Source organism: Amnibacterium flavum (assembly GCF_003097495.1).
In the GTDB taxonomy this organism is placed as follows: Bacteria; Actinomycetota; Actinomycetes; order Actinomycetales; family Microbacteriaceae; genus Naasia; species Naasia flava.
Genome location: NZ_QEOP01000002.1, coordinates 24,113 through 42,210 on the forward strand (window position 1 = coordinate 24,113; position 18,098 = coordinate 42,210).

The following is an 18,098-nucleotide window of genomic DNA, read 5'->3' on the forward strand; positions in this document are numbered from 1 at the left end:
GATGTCACTTCAGGGCAAGGCCGCGGCCGCCCCGGCGTACGGGTCCGAGTCGCTCATCGTCTGCGACAACCTCGTCCGCATCTACCAGGTGGGGCGCATCGAGGTCCAGGCGCTGCAGGGGCTCGATCTGCTCATCGACGACGGCGAGATGCTCGCGATCGTCGGCGCATCGGGATCGGGCAAGTCGACTCTCCTGAACATCCTCTCCGGGCTCGACGTGCCGACCGCCGGCCGGGCCGTCGTGGCGGGCCGCGACCTCCTCGCGATGACCTCGGCGCAGCGGCTCGCGTTCCGGCGGGAGGCGGTCGGATTCGTCTGGCAGCAGACCGCGCGCAACCTGCTTCCCTACCTCACCGCCGCGGAGAACGTCGCCCTGCCCATGTCGTTCGCTGGGCTGCGCGGCCGCGAGCGTCGCCGCCGAACCGGCGAACTGCTCGGGGCGATGGGGCTGCGCGAACTGGCCGACCGCCGGCCCGGCGGGCTGTCGGGCGGCCAGCAGCAGCGCGTCGCCATCGCCGTCGCCCTCGCCAACCGACCGCGTGTGCTGTTCGCCGACGAGCCGACCGGCGAACTCGACAGCGCGACGGGGGACGAGGTCTTCGCCGCTCTCCGCGCCGCCAACACACGCTTCGGCACGACCATCGTGATCGTCACCCACGATGCCGCGGTGTCGGCCCAGGTGCAGCGGACCGTCGCCATCCGCGACGGCCGCACCTCCTCCGAGGTCGTGCGCGAGACGACGATCGACAGCGCCGGAGCCTCCTCGGTCATCGCCCGCGAGTTCGCGGTGCTCGACCGGGCCGGCCGGCTGCAGCTGCCGGGGGAGTACCGATCCGCTCTGGGCCTCAAGGGCCGCGTCAGGCTCGAACTCGAACGCGACCACGTGGGCATCTGGCCAGGCGTGGACAGACCGGCGTCAGCGCCGACGGAGCCCGACGCGTCGGAGCAGGCCGGAGACGCCCGATGAGCGCACCCCTGCAGGGCGAGGCCGAACGCCAGATGGTGTCCGTGCAGTCCCTGACCCGCAGCTACCGCACCCCATCCGGCGTCGTCACCGCGCTCGCCGATGTCTCGTTCGAGCTGCCGGCGGGAGAGATCCTCGCCGTGCTCGGCCGGTCGGGGGCCGGCAAGACCACCCTGCTCAACTGCGTCGGTGGACTCGATCCCGCCACCTCGGGCAGCGTCGTCGTCGACGGGGTCGAGGTCGCCTCCCTGGACGAGCGGAAGCGGACCCTGCTGCGGCGCCGAGAACTGGCCTTCGTCTTCCAGACCTTCGGTCTGCTCCCGCTCCTCACCGCCGCGGAGAACGTCGAGCTCCCTCTGCGAGTGCTGAAGACCGACCGTGCCGAACGACGCGCACGGGTCGAGCACCTGCTCGATCTCGTCGGCCTCTCCGGATCCGCCGGTCAGCGCCCCGGGGAGCTGTCGGGAGGACAGCAGCAGCGGGTGGCCATCGCCCGCGCCCTGTCCACGGCGCCGCGTCTGCTCATCGCCGACGAGCCGACCGGCCAACTCGACGCCGAGACGGGTGACGACATCCTGCGGCTGCTGCAGGACGTGGTCCGCTCCGAGGGCACCACCGCGATCATCTCCACTCACGATCCGCGCGTGCGCGACTCTGCCGACCGGGCGCTCGTGCTCGCCGACGGCCGCGTCGTCGAACGGGACGAGGCTCGGCTCCGCCTCCGGTGAACGCACAGCGCCGTGTCCGACCGGACGCCTAGACTCGTTTGAGTGAGTTTGCAGGGGATGACGCGCGCCCTGACGCGTGCCGATTCGTTCGCCGCCGCCGCCCGTGCGATCGGGCGCGACGCTGATTTCTCCGCGACACCGGGCCTCCAGGCACCGCTGCTCGCCGCCCTTCTCGAGGCCCGCACGGCCGCCGGGAAACCCGCCGTGCTCTTCACCGTCTCGCCGACCGGTCGCGAGTCCGAAGGCCTGCGGGTCGCTCTTGGCTGCCTGCTGCCCGACGCCGAGATCCTCGACTTCCCGGCGTGGGAGACCCTGCCGCACGAGCGGCTGAGCCCCAGCCCCGAGACCGTCGGCAACCGCATCCACGCGCTCCGACGGCTGCGCGACTGGAACGGCGAGCGCCCTCTCATCGTCGCCAGCTCGGTGCGTGCCGCCCTGCAGCCGCTCGCCGAAGGGCTGACGGATCTCGAGCCCGTGCGGCTGACGATGAACGCGCGCGGCATCTCGCTCACGGACGTGACCGCCACCCTGCCCAAGCTGGCCTACTCCCGCGTCGACATGGTCACCCGCCGCGGCGAGTTCGCGGTGCGCGGCGGCATCCTCGACGTGTTCCCGCCCACCGCGGAGCACCCTGTCCGCGTCGACTTCTTCGGCGACGAGGTCGACAGCATCCGTCAGTTCTCGGTCGCCGACCAGCGCTCCATCGAGGGCGATGTCGAGTCGGTGGAGCTGCCCGCCAGCCGGGAGCTGCTTCTCGACGACAAGGTGCGCCAGCGCGCCGCCGAGATGCTGCACGAGTTCCCGAGCCTGTCCGCGATGCTCGCCAAGATCGCCGAGGGCATCCCGGTCGAGGGCATGGAGTCGTTGACCCCCGCACTCGTCGACCGGCTGGTGCCCGTGACCGCCTACCTCCCGCCGGGGGCCGCGGTCGCCGTGGTCCAGCCCGAGCGCGTGGCGAGCCGCGCAGTCGACCTGGCCGACACCAATCGCGAGTTCCTCGACGCCGCCTGGCTCGCCGCGACCGCGGGTGCCGCGGCGCCGATCGATCTCGCGAGCGGCGACTTCATGACCGTCAATCAGCTGCGCGACGCAGCGGCCGACCGATCGTGGTGGACCCTCTCGACGTTCGAGTCCGCGCCCGACGACGACGCCGCGGCGGTCGAGATGGCGAGCTATCAGCGCGTGCGCGGCGACGCCGTGCCGCTCATCCAGGGCGGCGCGGTCGATCACGTCGCCGACCTGCTCGGCAAGGGGTGGAGCCTCGCCATCGCCGCCGGCGGGCAGGGGCTCGTCGAGCGCAGCCGCGACCTGCTCGCCGAGCGGGAGCTGCCCGGCCGCATCGTCGACGAGTTCCCCGCCGACCCCGAGCCCGGCATCGCCTACCTGATCCGCGGCGCCATCGACACCGGGTTCGAGCAGACGGAGGCCAAACTGGCCCTGCTCTCCGAGCGCGAGTTCTTCGGCCGCAGCGCGGGCTACGACTCCCGGCAGCCGAAGAAGCTCGCGACGCGGCGCAAGAACGTCGTCGACCCCCTCCAGTTGAAGGCGGGCGACTACGTCGTCCACCAGACGCACGGCATCGGCCGATTCGTCGAGCTCGTCTCACGCGAGGTCAGCTCGGGCGGTCGCAACGCGGTCAAGTCGAGTCGTGAGTTCCTGCTGCTCGAGTACGCCCCGAGCAAGCGCGGCTACCCCGGCGACAAGCTCTACGTGCCCACCGACCAGCTCGACCTCCTCACCCGGTACGTGGGCGGCGAGGCGCCGCAGCTGTCGAAGATGGGCGGAAGCGACTGGGCTGCCGCGAAGGGGCGTGCACGCAAGGCCGTCCGCGACATCGCCGTCGAGCTGGTCAAGCTCTACTCCGCCCGGATGGCGTCGAAGGGGCACGCGTTCCCGCCCGACACCCCGTGGCAGCGCGAGCTGGAGGAGGCGTTCCCGTTCGCCGAGACTCCCGATCAGCTCACCACGATCGACGAGGTCAAGGCCGACATGGAGCGGCCCATCCCGATGGACCGCCTGCTCGCGGGCGACGTCGGCTTCGGCAAGACCGAGGTCGCGGTCCGCGCCGCCTTCAAGGCGATCCAGGACGGCAAGCAGGTCGCCATGCTCGTGCCGACGACCCTTCTCGTGCGCCAGCACCTCGAGACGTTCACCGAGCGCTTCGCCGGCTTCCCGGTCAAGGTGCGCGCCCTCAGCCGTTTCCAGACCGCGAAAGAGGCCAAGGAGGTGTCGAAGGGGCTCGAGGACGGCACCATCGACATGGTCATCGGCACCCACCGCATCCTCACCGATTCGATCTCGTTCAAAGACGTGGGGCTCGTCATCATCGATGAGGAGCAGCGCTTCGGCGTCGAGCACAAGGATGCCCTCAAGAAGCTCAAGACCAACGTCGACCTGCTGGCCATGAGTGCGACCCCGATCCCGCGCACCCTCGAGATGGCGGTCACGGGTATCCGCGAGATGTCGACTCTCGCCACCCCTCCCGAGGACCGGCACCCCATCCTCACCTTCGTCGGACCGCACTCCGACAAGCAGGTCGCCGCCGCCATCAAGCGCGAGCTGCTGCGCGAGGGGCAGGTCTTCTACGTGCACAACCGGGTGTCGAGCATCAACCGCGTCGCCGCGCAGATCGCCGAGCTCGTGCCCGAGGCCCGGGTCGCGGTGGCGCACGGTCAGATGAACGAGCACCTGCTCGAGCAGGTCATCGTCGACTTCTGGGAGCGCAAGTTCGACGTGCTCGTCTCGACGACGATCATCGAGACCGGCCTCGACATCCCCAACGCGAACACGCTCATCATCGACCGGGCCGACAAGTACGGGCTCAGCCAGCTGCACCAGCTGCGCGGTCGAGTCGGGCGCGGACGCGAGCGCGCCTACGCGTACTTCCTCTGGGACGACGCGAAGCCGCTGTCCGAGACGGCGCACGACCGGCTCTCGACCATCGCGGCCAACAACGATCTCGGCTCGGGCATCCAGGTGGCGTTGAAAGACCTCGAGATCCGCGGTGCCGGAAACCTGCTCGGCGGCGAGCAGTCCGGTCACATCGCGGGTGTCGGCTTCGACCTGTATCTGCGGATGATCGGCGAGGCCGTCAGCGACTTCCGCGGCGATGTCGCCGAGGGGCAGACCGAACTCCGGCTCGAGCTGCCGGTCGATGCCCGCATCCCCGAGGAGTACGTCGAGAGCGAGCGGCTGAGGCTCGAGGCCTACCAGAAGCTCTCGGCCGCGAGTGCGCTCGGCGCCGACGAGGCCGCGCTCGACCAGGTCCTCGAGGAGATGACCGACCGCTACGGTCAGCCGCCCGCCGAGGTGCTCCGACTCATCGCCGTCTCGCGCCTGCGCCGCACCGCGCAGAGGGCGGGGCTCTCCGAGGTCGTCATCGTGGGCCCCAACCTCCGGGTGTCGCCCGCCGACCTGCCCGACTCACGTCAGGTGCGCATGCAGCGCATGTACCCGAAGTCGCGGATACTCACCCAGTCGGGCACGGCGCTCATCCCCGTGCCCGTGACGGGCGGCGAGCACCCGGCCGACGACGACCTCGTCGGGTGGGTGCGCGACGTCATGGACTCGATCTTCGTGACAGACCCGGCACCCGCCGCGGCAGCGGGCGCCTGACCGCCACGGTTTGGTGGACGCGGACGAACGCCGCGTGGCTCCGGCGTGCTCGAGTGATGGCTTTCGCACAGCCCGCTTGTCGCATCCGCGCCGGTGCGTGATGATCGCGCGGTGGTCGAACTGAGCGAGACCGGGTTCCGTATCGAGTCCGTCGGTGCATCCCTGACGGTCGCCGCGTCGGGGGTCGTCGATCCCGTTCGACCGTCGGTGCTGTTCCTGCCGGCGCTCGGGGTGCCGCTCGGCTACTACGGGCCTCTGTTCGAGGCGTGGGCGGGGCGTGGTCGCGCGGTGTTCGGTGCGGAGACGCGGGGGATGCCGCTGAGCCCGGTCCACAATCGGGCGAGCGCGACGGGGTACGCCGCCCTGGTCGGCCACGACGTGCCGGCGCTGGTCGGGGCGGTGGGCGAGCGGTCGCCCGGGGGTGTGATGGTCGTCGGGCACAGTCTGGGCGGCCAGGTCGCTCTTCTCGCTGCGGCGGCCGGGAGGATCGATGTGGACGCCGTCGTCGCGGTCGCGAGCGGCACCAGCGCCGTCGAATCGGTGCCCACGCTCCCGGGGCGCCTGCGCCGCCGGTTCGAGATCGCCGTCGTCCGATCGACCATCTCCACCCTCGGATACTGGCCGGGCCACCGCCTCGGCTTCGGCGGTCGGCAGAGTCGGGATCTGATGGCCGACTGGGCCTACGAGGCCCGCCGCGGCGGCTACCGCTTAGCCGGGGACGCGACCGACTACGAGGCGGCGCTCGGTCGGCTCGAGGTGCCGACCCTGCTGGTCGGCATCGAGGGCGACGAGCTGATCACCCCGCGCGCCCTGCGGCACCTGGCCGATCGCCTGCCACCCAGCGTCGACACCGTCGAGGTCCCCGAATCGCCGGACAGGCAGCACGGCCACTTCGCCTGGGCCCGTCGCGACCCCGAGGCGGTCATCACCCCGATCGAGGAGTGGCTCGCCCGACACGAATCGCGGAACTCAGAGGGCTGAACCGCCTTGTCCGGCTCGATTTCGGGCGGAATCGCCGATGATCTCCCCGATTCGTGCAGGGAGGCCTATTCGACGTGGGTGATGCGGGCCTGCAGGCGGCTGCGGAGGTCGAAGATCTCGGTGCCGCCGACGGGGCGGGCGCCCTCGAATCCGTCGCGGAGAAGGGCGGGCAGCACGGACCGACGCACTGCGGCGACGATGGCACCGCTCGCCGACCCGAGCGGCACGATCGGCTCGGCCAGGTGGTCGTCGGGGAGCACGATCAGCATGCCGCTGAACTTCACCATGCTGCGGCGGGCGAGCCGCTTCGCACGACCCACCAGCGCATCGCGCGGCTTCTCATCGTCGACCGCGTCGCCGATCAGCTCGCCGCGGCGGGCTCTGACCGGCCCGCCGTAGTCCTCGGACAGGATCGCGAACAGACCCGTCGGACCGAGAACGACATGGTCGATCTTCTCGTCGGGGTCGCCGGTCGCCACGTCGTGCCAGACGGTGTACCCGATTCCGAGCGAACTGAGCGCCCGCGCCGTGCTCTCCTCGGCCAGTGCATCGGCGAGCAGGCGGCGGAGTTCGCGGGGCGCGCTGTGCACGAGCTCGGCGGCGTACGGGTCCTCGATCTCGACCCCGCGGCCGACCCACTCCTGCATAAGTCGCAGGTAGCGTTCCCGCCGCCATCCGCCGGGATGCCCGTAGGAGCGGGCCGTGGGACGCGACTGCTGGGCCGGCTGACGCGGGGGAGCGGGCGCCCAGCTGCGACTCGTGGATCCGGGGCGGGCGCCTCTGTCGTAATCGGCCCGAGCCTCAGGGGTGCCGATCTGCTCCCAGGCGAGTTGAACAGCGGTGAAGCGGACCGCGTCGCCTCCGGTGTCGGGGTGCGTGCTGCGGAGGAGTCGGCGGTAGGCCTTGCGCAGTTCGTCGTCGGACGCGGAGGCGCCGACGCCCAGCGTCTCGTAGGGCGAGGCGGAGGCCGGGCTGTCGCTCATGCCGTCCCCTTCCTCTCGCTGTCGGCCCGAACCGCTCAGGCGCATCCGGCCCACGACATTACCGGCCCTGTCGAAGAAGGCCGCTCAGTTCCGCCGTGGGCGAGCGGGCGGTGTCAGTTCGGGATCGCCCGGCGGCGTCGGTTCCGGGCGAGCAGCGACACGAGGACGGCGGACAGCAGGATCGAGATACCCGAGCCGATCAGCACGGCGAGCGTGCCCTCGTCCTGCACCTCGGGGGACCGGGCGAAGGCGAGTTCGTTCATGAGGAGCGAGACCGTGAAGCCGATTCCGGCGAGCGCGGCGACGGCGACCAGCTCGCCGACCTCGAGCCCGCCGCCGGACCTGCGTCGGGCGACCAGGCTGACGGCGCCGCCCGCGAGAACGACCCCGAGGAGCTTGCCGATCGGGAGGGCGATCAGGATCGCCCAGAACGGCGGAGCCAGCTCGCCGGGCGAGACCGCGGGGAACGCCACGAGAGCTGCGGAGAAGGCGAACACCGGCAGGATGATCGCGTTCGAGAACGGCTCGAGCGCGTGCCGCACCCTGCCGGCGGGGTCGCGCTTCATCGCCAGACCGAGCGCGACTCCCGCGATCGTCGCGTGCACTCCCGACTGCAGAACGAAGTACCAGGCGATCACGGCCAGAAGCACCATGGCGACGGCGATGAGGACACGCATCCGGGTGCGCAGAAGACGACTCAGCAGGCCGAAGGCGACCACCGCGACGACGGCGGCGAGCAGGGCGCCGAACTGGGGATCGCGGGTGAAGAACACGGCGATGATGAGGATGGCGACGAGGTCGTCGAGCACGGCGAGCGCGAGGAGGAACGCGCGCACCCGGCCCGGCAGACCCCGGCCGAAGACGGCGAGGACGCCGAGCGCGAAGGCGATGTCGGTCGCGGTCGGGATCGGCCAGCCGCCCTCGTACCCGCTGCCCGCCGTCACCGCGAGGAAGATGGCGGCGGGGACGACGACACCGCCGAACGCGGCGATCGCGGGGGCGATGGCGCGCGCCGGGCTGGCCAGCTCGCCGCGGGTGAGCTCGTGCTTCAGCTCGACGGCGACGAGGAAGAAGAAGACGGCGAGGAGTCCGTCGCTGATCCAATGCGAGATCGAGAGGTCGAGGCCGAGCGCCGGGATGGCGAGGTGGGCGTCGCTCAGGGCGAGCGCCCCGGGGCCCAACGGCGAGTTCGCGATGACGAGGGCCAACGCGGCCGCGCCCAGCAGCAGGAAGGCGGAGAAGCGGTCGGATCGGGTGATGCGCATGGAGCTCCAGAGGGTCGACGGACTGTCTGCCGACCAGGCTTCCCGGCTCACCGGGACCCAGCCTATCGGCCGCGCCTGAGGGAAACCGGGTGCACTGCGGCTCGCGGATAGGGTCGATCCGTGACCTCAACCCTGCGTCCCCTCCGCGAGTCCGACCTTCCCGAGGTCACGGCTCTGAACAACTCGGCGTATCCGGCGGTACCGCTCGCCACGGAGTCCGAGATCGCGGGTCTGGTGGACATCGCGAGTCTCGCTCTCGTCGCCGAGGAGGACGGTGCGGTCCGCGGGTTCCTCGTCGCCGTCGATCCCGGAGCGCACTACGACAGCGAGAACTACGTCTACTTCTCGGCTCGGGCCGCCGAGCTGACGAGGCCGTTCCTCTACATCGACCGCATCGTGATCGGCGAGGGGGCCCGCGGTTCCGGTCTCGGCCGTCGGCTGTACGACGCCGTCTTCGATCGGGCCGCCGGTGACGGCCGAGCCGAGGTGACCTGCGAGGTCAACATCGAGCCGCCGAACCCGCAGTCCCTCGCCTTCCACGCCCGCATGGGCTTCGAGCGCGTCGGCGAGCAGCCGACGAAGGGCGGCGAGGTCGTCGTCGCGCTCCTGGCCGCACCTGTCGCCGGCCGCGAGGGGCCGGCAGCGTGAGCGGACTGGAGGAGCTCGTCGCCGTCATGCACCGGCTGCGCCGCGAGTGCGCCTGGGACGCCGAGCAGACCCACGAGTCGCTGGTCCCCTACCTGATCGAGGAGAGCGCGGAGCTCGTCGAGGCGATCGAGCTGCACGACGTGCCGGGCATGCGCGAGGAGCTCGGCGACGTGCTCTACCAGGTGCTCTTCCACGCCGACCTCGCCGCGTCGACGGCCGGGGAGGGATTCGACATCGACGATGTCGCTGCCGCGACCGCCGAGAAAATGCGGCTGCGTCATCCGCACGTCTTCGCCGAGTCGGATGCGACGACCACGGAGGAGATCACCCTGCAGTGGGACGCGATCAAGAAGCGCGAGAAATCGACCCGTACGAGCGTCCTCGACGGCATCCCGAGAGCGATGCCGAGTCTCGCGCTCGCCGGCAAGATGCTCGGCCGGGCGGCGCCCCTGGGCGTCGAACCGGAGCCGACGCCGTCGGCCGCCGCCGACGAGGCCGCGCTGGGGCGTCAGCTGCTCGGCCTCGCCGTGACGGCTCGTGCCAACGGCTGGGATGCCGAGCGGGCTCTCCGCACCGCATTGCGCGCGCTCGAGGCCGATGTCCGTGCGGCGGAATCCTCAGCGCCGCCGCTTCACTGAGGCCCGCTGCAGGAATCACGGCGTTCGAGGCGCCGAAGGGCCTGGATCCGCCCGTTTCCGTAACTCTCCGGCCCCGAAGTCCTTGATACGTGCCGGGCGGCGGATCAGACCGGGGCGAGCGGGGTCGCGACCGCGGGCAGCACGACCTCGATGGGGTCCCCCGGCCGGATGACGCCCTCGGTGAGAACCACCGCCATGACGCCCGACTTCCGGACCACGACCCCGTCGTCACCGCGGAACACCATCTCGGCCATGAGGCCGGGGGCGAGCCCGTTGATCTGCGAGCACGGGTTGCGCAGCCCCGTCAGCTCGACCGACGCCTCCTCGCCGAAGCGCAGGACGGTGCCGGTCGGGAGGCCGAGCAGATCGAGTCCGCGGGTCGTGACGTTCTCGCCCATCCCGCCCGGTTCGACCTCGTAGCCGTGTTCCGCCACCTCGTCGAACAGCTCGGAATGGATGAGATGCACCTGTCGCAGGTTGGCGCGCGACGGGTCGCGTCGTCGATCGGAGAGGTGCTGCACGGTCGCGCCGGCGTGCGCGTCGCCCTCGACGCCGAGGCCGGGAAGGAGCCGGATCTCGTCGGCGCGCTGCTTGCTGAACCGGTGGCGGCCGTCGAGTGAGACGGACACGACCTCGCCGAGGAGGGGAGCGGGGGAGGTCATGCGATGCGGGATCCCTTCGGCAGGCGGCGTGCGGGCGTGCGCGTGGCGGACCATCCCGCGGTGAGTGCAGTGGCGGCGAGTACGAGGTGGATGGCGGCGCCCACGAACCACCCGGGCACCGTGCTCTCGATGATCTCGCGCGAGGTCTGGAAATCGGAGATGCCCTCCTCGGTGCACCCGTCGTAGACCGAGTTCAGATCGGGAGCGATCTGCGCCTGCCGCACCGCCACCTTGACGAAGCCGAACAGGTCGTCGGGGGTGCCGCTCCGATCGAAGTGGGTGGGAGTCGCGTCGGCGAGCAGCACGTACGGGTTGGCGACGAGGACGCCCCAGTACGGGTCGAAGCGGGGGATCGAGTAGGTGCTCGTCTCCCAGTCGCTGCACACCAGGTCGTCGTCGCCGACGCCCATGTACTCGGGGTATCGGCTCTCGGATGTGACGGTGCTCTGCGTCGCGATGCCTGCAAGCGAGAACACGATGAGCGTGCCGACGCTGAGCGCCGCGACGGCGAGGTAGGTGACCACGATCGAGAACAGCGGGCGGGCAAGCAGGCCGGACAGTCCCACCCCGATCGCGGCGACGACACCCAGCTCGAACGCGAGCACGAGGATCGACACGAGCGCCGTGTCGAGGCTGACGCCGCCGATGATGACGCTGACGGCGATGAACGGGGCCCCGACGACGAGGAACGCGAGCGCGCTCACCCAGGCGGCGAGGAATTTGCCGAGCACGAGCTGCCCGGTGCCGATCTGGGTCACCTGCGTAGTCGCGAGCGTGCCGTCGGCGCGGTCGCCGTTGATCGCGTTGCCGCTCAGAGCAGGGGTGACGAGGGTGCCGAGGAGGAGCACGAAGTAGACGATCGTCGACAGTACGCCTCCGCCCGCGTCGCCCAGGAAGCCGCCGAGGGCGAAGGTGAGGAGGAGGGTCACGAGTCCGACTACGACGAAGAAGACGCCGAGCAGGATGTACCAGGCGGTCGTCCGGACCCGCTGCCGCAGCTCGAGGGCCACGACGACGCCGACGCCCGTGAGGAAGGCGTTCACGAGAGGTCCTCCGTCCCGTCGATGACCGGCTGGGCGGGCACGGCGCCCCTGCTGAGGTCGAGGTAGGTGTGCTCGAGATCGCCGACGACGGGTGCGAACGAGCTGATCGCGAGCCCGGCGCCGACGAGCTTCGTCAGCACCGACGCGGCCTCGGCCTCGGATTCGACGGACACGAGGGTGCCGAGGTGGTCGCGGCCGATCCGGTCCCGCTCGACGCCGGCCGCCTCGACGGCGGCCGGGACGGCGGATGCGTCGAGCGCACGGACCCGCCACTGGCGCAGGCTCGCCTTGGCGCGCCCGATGCGCTCGGCACTGACCGAGGCCCCCGCCTCGATGTAGACGGCGCTGTCGGCCATCTCGTCGAGTTCGGACAGGACGTGGCTGGAGACGAGCAGGCAGCGCCCCTCGTCGGCGAGGCGACGCACGAGGATGCGCAGCTCGGCGCGCGCCGACGGGTCGAGACCGCTCGCTGGCTCGTCGAGCAGCAGCACGCGCGGGTCGTGCACGAGAGAGCGCGCAAGGCTGAGCTTCTGCTTCTGCCCCCGGGAGAGCACCCTCGTCGGCTGCTGGGCGAGCGGCTCGAGACCGACGAGATCGATCAGCTCCTCGGCTCGCGCCGCTGACGCGGGCTTCGACAGTCCGTGCAGGCGGCCGGTGATCTCGAGCGTCGCGCGCACCGAGAGGGTCGCCCACGATCCGAGCACGTCGGGCATCCAGCCCATCGCCGCGCGGACCGCACGGGGGTCGGCCACGGGGTCCTGTCCGGCGATGCGGATGCTGCCCGAGTCGGGGGTCAGGAGCGAGGCGAGCATCAGCATGAGCGTCGTCTTGCCCGACCCGTTCGGTCCGATGAGAGCGGTCACCGCTCCCGCGGGGGCGCTGAAGGTCGCATCACGGACGGCGTGCACCGCCCCGAAACTCCGGGCGACCCCGATGACGTCGATTCCGGTGTCGGTCATCAGTCCACGCTATCGGCTGGCTCGTCCGGCATCGCGGGTCGGCGCTCCCGCCCGCGCGTCGCCGGCACCCGCTCCTGCCGGTGCCCGGTCCCGCCGGTGCACGGTGCCGCCGGTGCACTGTGCGGCCGATGTGCGCACGCTCCGGCCATCCGGCGACGCGGTGGGATGGGAGAATCCTTCCCGTGGCTTCCCAGATCAACCCGCCCCGCGGCATGCGCGACTTCCTCCCCGCCGACAAGGCACGACGTGAGCGCGCGCTCGCGGTCATCAAGGGCGTCTACGCGCGGCACGGCTTCGACGAGATCGAGACCCCTGTCGTCGAGGACTTCGATCGACTGCACTCGGGGCTCGGCGGGGACAACGAGAAACTGTCCTTCAGCATCCTGAAGCGGGGCATCGACCGTGACGATCTCGCGGCGGCGACCGACGCGGAGGATCCGCTCCTCCTCGCCGACCTGGGGTTGCGCTACGACCTCACCGTCCCGCTCGCCCGCTTCTACGCGAGCCACCGCGCCGAGCTGCCCACCGTCTTCCGTGCCCTCCAGACCGGGTCGGTGTGGCGGGCCGAGCGTCCGCAGAAGGGGCGTTACCGCCAGTTCGTCCAGTGCGACATCGACATCATCGGCGACGCGACAGCTCTCGCCGAGGTCGAGCTGATCACCGCGACCACCGCCGCTCTCGACGCACTCGGCCTCGAGGGCGCGAGCGTGCGGGTCAACGACCGCCGCATCCTCGCCGGGCTCCTCGCCTCGTGGGGAATCCCGCAGCACCTGGGGGAGCGGGCACTCATCACGATCGACAAACTCGACAAGGTCGGCGTCGACGGCGTCGTCGCCGAGCTCGGCGGCTTCGGCATCGACACCGACGGCATCGCCGATTCGCTGAACTCGATCGTGTCCGCGGGCTGGCACCTGCTCGACGGTGTCGCCCCGCCGCCCGCATGGCTGGACCGCGAGGCGTACACGCACCTCCTGGCCCTCCGCGATGCGGTGCCGAGCGCCGAGGTCGTCTTCGATCCGACCCTCGTGCGCGGGATGGGGTACTACACGGGAACGATCTTCGAGATCGCGCACCCCGGTTCCGGCAGCTCCGTCGCGGGCGGCGGACGCTACGACGGCATGATCGGCCGGTTCCTGGGCACCGACGTGCCGGCGGTCGGGTTCTCGATCGGCTTCGAGCGCATCCTCGAGCTCCTGCCCGCCGATGCGCTCGCAGGTCACGGCGGCCTGGTGCTCGTCTACGACCCGGACACGGATCCGGCGCTGCTCGTCGCGACCAAGACGAGGCTCGCCGCCGAACACGACCGCGTCCGTCTCGAACGGCGACCCCGCAACCTCAAGCCGCTGCTCGAGACCGCGGCCGCGTCGGGCTGGACCCACTTCGCGACGGTCGCAGCCGACGGCTCCGTCGGAGACATCCGCACCCTCGGCTGAGGAGGCGTCAGCGGCGGTCGGCCGGGCCGCCCTCGTCGTCGAGTCGCCGGACGAGCTTCTTCGGCGCGGTGAGGCGGAAGGATTCGTCGACCAGTTCGGCGACCTCCTGCCAGTCGACGTCGGCGGCCGTCAGATCGAGTCCGACCCAGCCTCCGGCGCCGAGGTAGGCGGGGTCGAAGAACCGGGGATCCGCGAGCAGCGGCACCTTGTGCCCCTCCTCGACCTTGACGAGGACCGCGCTCGGGTAACGCCTCTTGTCGGGTCCGCGGGTTCCGCCGCCGAACACCGCGAACCCGGTGGTCGTTCTGAACCACGGCCTGCCGTGCGAGACGGTCTCCACCGCGCCGGGGAAGGCGAGCGCGATGCTCCGGACCTCGTCGAGGCCGAAGTCGTCGTCGCGGAACATGATCGGATGCGGCTCTGCCATCTGTTCACCTGCCCTGTTCGGAGGCGGTCGAAGCGTCTCGTTAGGATGAATGCGTCGCGCGCTCCCTGCGCCGGCATCACCATCGAAGCATTCCTGAGGAGTAACCGTGGCCGCAATCGAGGCAGTCGGAGCACGCGAGATTCTGGACTCCCGAGGCAACCCGACCGTCGAGGTCGAGGTTCTCCTCGAAGACGGAACGGTCTCCCGCGCCGCCGTCCCCTCCGGTGCATCCACCGGCGCGTTCGAGGCCTACGAGCTCCGCGACGGTGACAAGGGCCGCTACTTCGGCAAGGGTGTCCGCAAGGCCGTCGACGCCGTCCTCGACGAGATCGGCCCCGCGGTCGAAGGGCTGGACGCGACCGACCAGCGCGTCGTCGACGCCACGCTCATCGCCCTCGACGGCACCGAGAACAAGGGTCGCCTCGGCGCCAACGCACTGCTCGGGGTCAGCCTCGCGACCGCACGCGCCGCCGCCGACTCCGCTGACCTGCCGCTCTTCCGCTACATCGGCGGACCCAACGCGCACATCCTCCCCGTGCCGCTGCTCAACGTCATCAACGGCGGCGCCCACGCCGACACCGGCGTCGATATCCAGGAATTCTTCCTCGTGCCGCACGGCGCCGAGACGTTCTCCGAGGGCCTCCGCTGGGGCGTCGAGACCTACCACACGCTCAAGTCGCTGCTGAAGTCGAAGGGCCTCGCCACCGGCCTCGGCGACGAGGGCGGCTTCGCTCCCGAGCTCGCCAGCAACCGCGAGGCGCTCGACCTGCTGCTCGAGGCCATCGAGAAGGCCGGCTTCACCCCCGGAACCGACATCGCGCTCGGTCTCGATGTCGCCAGCACCGAGTTCTTCTCCGACGGCGTCTACAACTTCGAGGGAGTCGGACGCACCTCGGCCGAGATGAACTCCTACTTCGCCGACCTCGTCGCGAACTTCCCGCTCGTCACCATCGAGGACCCGCTCGCCGAGGACGACTGGGAGGGCTACGCGGCCCTCACCGCCGAGCTCGGCGACAAGGTCCAGATCGTCGGCGACGACCTCTTCGTCACCAACCCGACCCGCCTCCAGCGCGGCATCGACGAGGACATCGCCAACTCGATCCTCGTCAAGGTCAACCAGATCGGCACGCTCACCGAGACGCTCGACGCGGTGTCGCTGGCGCAGCGCAGCGGCTACACGGCGATCCTCTCGCACCGCTCCGGCGAGACCGAGGACGTCACCATCGCGCACCTCGCCGTCGCGACCGACTGCGGCCAGATCAAGACCGGCGCGCCCGCTCGCAGCGAGCGGGTCGCCAAATACAATGAGCTGCTGAGGATCGAGGAGGAACTCGACACCGCAGCGGTCTACGCGGGTCGCAGCGCGTTCCCCCGGTACACCGCCTGATTCCAGCTGGCTCGAGGGGGCTGCAGACGATGCCCACGAGCACCGGCACGACCACGACTTCGACGTCGGGGAGGTCGCCGCGCCGCATCCGCGTGCCGGTCGCCCTCCCCGACGAGTCGCAGTCGCATGCCTGGCTCCGGAGTATCCGGCTGTCCGGGTTCTCGATCCTCGTCCTCGCGATCATCGTCCTGTTCCTCGTGGTGCTCGCTCCCGGGCTGCGCACCCTCATCGAGCAGCGGCGGCAGATCGCCGACCTCGAGGCATCGGTGGCGGCGCAGCGCGACAACGTGACCCAGCTGCAGGAGGAGCGGGCGCGCTGGGACGACCCCGCCTACATCCGCGCGCAGGCGCGCGACCGGCTCTTCTACGTCATGCCGGGGGAGTACCCCTACCTGATCATCGACGACGTACCGTCGACGACGGATGGCACGGCGGCGCCCGCCGCCACCACGCTCAGTGAGACGAAGGTCGACTGGACGGCATCGCTGCTGTCCTCGTACCTCGCTGCCGGCCTCACCGATGCCCCCGCCCCCGAGACCGCCCAGTAGAGGCACCGCCATGACCAGACCCCCGTTCCCCGCTCCCGAACAGGCCGACATCGCCGAGGTCTCGGCGCAGCTCGGACGGCCCGCCCGTGATGTGCTCGGCATCGCGGCGCGCACGGCGGCCGGGGAGCCGACGGTGGTCGCCACCGCCCCTCGGCTCGGAGACGGGACCCCGTTCCCGACGCTGTACTACCTGAGCCACCCCGCGGCCACGGCCGCGATCTCGGCCCTCGAGGCCGACGGTGTGATGCGCGAGCTCAACGACCGCCTGCAGGCCGAGCCCGAGCTGCGCGAGGCCTACGCGCGCGCCCATGAGGCGTACCTGGCCGATCGCGACAGCATCGAGGTCGTCCCCGAGCTGGCCGGCATCAGCGCGGGCGGCATGCCGGTCCGGGTGAAGTGCCTGCACGCCCTCGCGGCGCACTCGCTCGCGGCCGGACCGGGGATCAACCCGATCGGCGACATCGCCCTCGAACTGGCCGATTGGACCCCCGAAGCAGATGCGCCGCGCGCGCTCGACTGACCAGCGGCGGTCGCCCCGTCGACTGCTCGTCGCCGTCGTCGCCGCGGGGGTCGGACTCGCCATGGCCCTCGGGGGAGCGGTGCCGGCCCGAGCCGACTTCGTGCGAGACCTCGAGTACTGGCTGAGCGACTACGGCATCGAGTCGGCCTGGCAGGTCACCCAGGGTGCGGGGCAGCGGATCGCGGTCATCGACACCGGGATCGGAACCGTCCCCGAACTGGCCGGCGCCGTCGTCGGCGGGACCGACATGTCGGGTCTCGGTTCTGCCGACGGCCGCACCCCCGTGGGTGAGGACTCCGGTCACGGGACTCTCGTCGGATCGATCCTCGCCGGCCGCGGTGACGGGCCCGGATCCGGGGTCATCGGGGTGGCGCCCCAGGCGGAGCTGCTTTCGATCTCGGTCGCTTTCGGCGAAGGGACGACCGTCTCGACGGGCGATCAGATCGCCGGCGCGGTGCGCTGGGCCGTCGACAATGGGGCGACCGTCATCAACATGTCGCTCACCACCAACACCCTCACCTGGCCCGAGAGCTGGGACGACGCCTTCCTCTACGCCTTCGAGCACGACGTCGTCATCGTGGCCGCAGCGGGCAACCGCGGTGCGGGCACCGTGGAGGTGGGAGCTCCCGCGACCATCCCCGGTGTCGTCGCGGTCGCGGGTGTCGACAGGGACGGCGAGGCCAGCTTCGACGCATCCAGTCAGGGCGTCACCCTCGCGGTCGCCGCCCCCAGCGAGGAGCTCGTCGGCGTCGACCCCGACGGCCAGGACCTCTACTGGTCGGGCACGAGCGGCGCCGCCCCGATCGTCTCGGGCATCGTCGCCCTCATCCGTGCCGCCCACCCCGAGCTCGACGCGGACAACGTCATCCAGCGGCTCATCTCCACGGCGCAGCCGAAGGGCGACCCCGTGCCCGGTCCCATCTACGGCTACGGACTCGTCGACGCCGGCGCGGCGGTCACCGCCGAGGTCGCAGCAGTCGACTCCAACCCGCTGGCCAAGCCGTACGACCTCGCGGAGTGGATTCGGATCTACCGTCGCTCGGACGCGCCGACGACCGCCCCGACCACGCAGGCACCCGCCACCCCGGTGCCCGTTCCGCGCGCGCCGGCCGGCCCGCTCGACGTCCTGCCGGTGTGGCTGCGCCAGGTGCTGCCCCGCACCTCCGACCTGACCGACGTGGTCCTCCCCGCGGCCGTCATCGTCGTCTTCGGCGGGCTGTTCGTCACGACCGTCTGGGGAGCGGCGCGCGCGAACAGGCGGCGTCGCGCCAGGTAGTACCCTTTATTTGTTGTATTC

Annotated in this window: 17 protein-coding genes; 11 read left to right on the forward strand and 6 right to left on the reverse strand. The window is 71.1% G+C overall.

Going from position 1 to position 18,098, the window contains the following annotated elements:
* Position 1: 1 nt before the first annotated feature.
* From DDQ50_RS07700 to DDQ50_RS07715, 4 genes are all read left to right on the forward strand, one after another.
* Complete coding sequence (locus tag DDQ50_RS07700) at positions 2–967, forward strand: ABC transporter ATP-binding protein (RefSeq protein ID WP_205663643.1); 966 nt, start codon at positions 2–4, stop codon at positions 965–967.
* Complete coding sequence (locus DDQ50_RS07705) at positions 964–1,692, forward strand: ABC transporter ATP-binding protein (RefSeq protein WP_205663608.1); 729 nt, start codon at positions 964–966, stop codon at positions 1,690–1,692. Before DDQ50_RS07700 ends, DDQ50_RS07705 begins: the two co-directional genes overlap by 4 nt.
* Before the next feature lie 42 nt (positions 1,693–1,734).
* Positions 1,735–5,307 carry a transcription-repair coupling factor gene (gene mfd, locus DDQ50_RS07710; protein WP_116756199.1) on the forward strand — a complete coding sequence of 1,191 codons (3,573 nt, stop codon included), beginning with the start codon at positions 1,735–1,737 and terminating at the stop codon, positions 5,305–5,307.
* 111 nt (positions 5,308–5,418) lie between these two features.
* A complete protein-coding gene (locus DDQ50_RS07715) occupies positions 5,419–6,288 on the forward strand; it encodes an alpha/beta fold hydrolase (RefSeq protein ID WP_165829744.1) in 870 nt (289 codons plus the stop codon).
* 65 nt (positions 6,289–6,353) lie between these two features.
* On the opposite strand, the gene DDQ50_RS07720 is transcribed toward DDQ50_RS07715, so the two are convergent.
* Together DDQ50_RS07720 and nhaA are read right to left on the reverse strand one after the other, a co-directional pair.
* On the reverse strand, positions 6,354–7,271 hold the full coding sequence (locus tag DDQ50_RS07720) for a J domain-containing protein (RefSeq protein ID WP_116756201.1): 918 nt from the start codon (positions 7,269–7,271) through the stop codon (positions 6,354–6,356).
* Positions 7,272–7,384: 113 nt separating this feature from the next.
* Positions 7,385–8,536 (reverse strand): Na+/H+ antiporter NhaA, encoded by a 1,152-nt coding sequence (gene nhaA / locus DDQ50_RS07725; protein WP_116756202.1) that lies wholly within the window; start codon positions 8,534–8,536, stop codon positions 7,385–7,387.
* A 120-nt stretch (positions 8,537–8,656) separates the two neighbouring features.
* Between nhaA and DDQ50_RS07730 the strand changes: the two genes are divergently transcribed.
* Positions 8,657–9,184 carry a GNAT family N-acetyltransferase gene (locus DDQ50_RS07730; RefSeq protein WP_116756203.1) on the forward strand — a complete coding sequence of 176 codons (528 nt, stop codon included), beginning with the start codon at positions 8,657–8,659 and terminating at the stop codon, positions 9,182–9,184.
* Positions 9,181–9,822, forward strand: a complete 642-nt coding sequence (locus tag DDQ50_RS07735) for a nucleoside triphosphate pyrophosphohydrolase (protein ID WP_240614297.1) — start codon at positions 9,181–9,183, stop codon at positions 9,820–9,822. The genes DDQ50_RS07730 and DDQ50_RS07735 overlap by 4 nt, the downstream gene beginning before the upstream one ends.
* Positions 9,823–9,926: 104 nt before the next feature.
* On the opposite strand, the gene DDQ50_RS07740 is transcribed toward DDQ50_RS07735, so the two are convergent.
* Genes DDQ50_RS07740 through DDQ50_RS07750 form a run of 3 tightly spaced genes read right to left on the reverse strand, consistent with a single transcriptional unit; the run spans position 9,927 to position 12,486 of the window.
* Entirely contained in the window at positions 9,927–10,484 is a 558-nt protein-coding gene (locus tag DDQ50_RS07740) for an MOSC domain-containing protein (RefSeq protein ID WP_116756204.1), read from the reverse strand.
* Positions 10,481–11,527: an ABC transporter permease gene (locus DDQ50_RS07745; protein WP_205663609.1), complete on the reverse strand. Its 1,047-nt coding sequence runs from the start codon at positions 11,525–11,527 to the stop codon at positions 10,481–10,483. Before DDQ50_RS07745 ends, DDQ50_RS07740 begins: the two co-directional genes overlap by 4 nt.
* Positions 11,524–12,486: an ABC transporter ATP-binding protein gene (locus DDQ50_RS07750; protein ID WP_116756205.1), complete on the reverse strand. Its 963-nt coding sequence runs from the start codon at positions 12,484–12,486 to the stop codon at positions 11,524–11,526. Before DDQ50_RS07750 ends, DDQ50_RS07745 begins: the two co-directional genes overlap by 4 nt.
* A 182-nt stretch (positions 12,487–12,668) precedes the next feature.
* Here DDQ50_RS07750 and hisS point away from each other — a divergent pair, with 182 nt between their 5' ends.
* Positions 12,669–13,919 carry a histidine--tRNA ligase gene (gene hisS, locus DDQ50_RS07755; RefSeq protein ID WP_116756206.1) on the forward strand — a complete coding sequence of 417 codons (1,251 nt, stop codon included), beginning with the start codon at positions 12,669–12,671 and terminating at the stop codon, positions 13,917–13,919.
* A gap of 7 nt (positions 13,920–13,926) precedes the next feature.
* Here hisS and DDQ50_RS07760 read toward each other — a convergent pair whose 3' ends face one another.
* The gene (locus tag DDQ50_RS07760) at positions 13,927–14,346 is read right to left on the reverse strand and encodes an MmcQ/YjbR family DNA-binding protein (protein WP_116756207.1); all 420 of its coding nucleotides are present in this window, start codon (positions 14,344–14,346) and stop codon (positions 13,927–13,929) included.
* 106 nt (positions 14,347–14,452) lie between these two features.
* Here DDQ50_RS07760 and eno point away from each other — a divergent pair, with 106 nt between their 5' ends.
* The 4 genes from eno to DDQ50_RS07780 are packed head-to-tail and all read left to right on the forward strand — an operon-like array spanning position 14,453 to position 18,077.
* The gene (eno, locus tag DDQ50_RS07765) at positions 14,453–15,733 is read left to right on the forward strand and encodes a phosphopyruvate hydratase (protein ID WP_116756208.1); all 1,281 of its coding nucleotides are present in this window, start codon (positions 14,453–14,455) and stop codon (positions 15,731–15,733) included.
* A 29-nt stretch (positions 15,734–15,762) separates the two neighbouring features.
* Complete coding sequence (locus DDQ50_RS07770; protein ID WP_116756209.1) at positions 15,763–16,281, forward strand: FtsB family cell division protein; 519 nt, start codon at positions 15,763–15,765, stop codon at positions 16,279–16,281.
* Between the two features lie 10 nt (positions 16,282–16,291).
* Positions 16,292–16,801 (forward strand): DUF501 domain-containing protein, encoded by a 510-nt coding sequence (locus tag DDQ50_RS07775; RefSeq protein ID WP_116756210.1) that lies wholly within the window; start codon positions 16,292–16,294, stop codon positions 16,799–16,801.
* On the forward strand, positions 16,779–18,077 hold the full coding sequence (locus tag DDQ50_RS07780; protein WP_116756211.1) for a S8 family peptidase: 1,299 nt from the start codon (positions 16,779–16,781) through the stop codon (positions 18,075–18,077). Before DDQ50_RS07775 ends, DDQ50_RS07780 begins: the two co-directional genes overlap by 23 nt.
* The last annotated feature ends 21 nt before the right edge of the window (positions 18,078–18,098 follow it).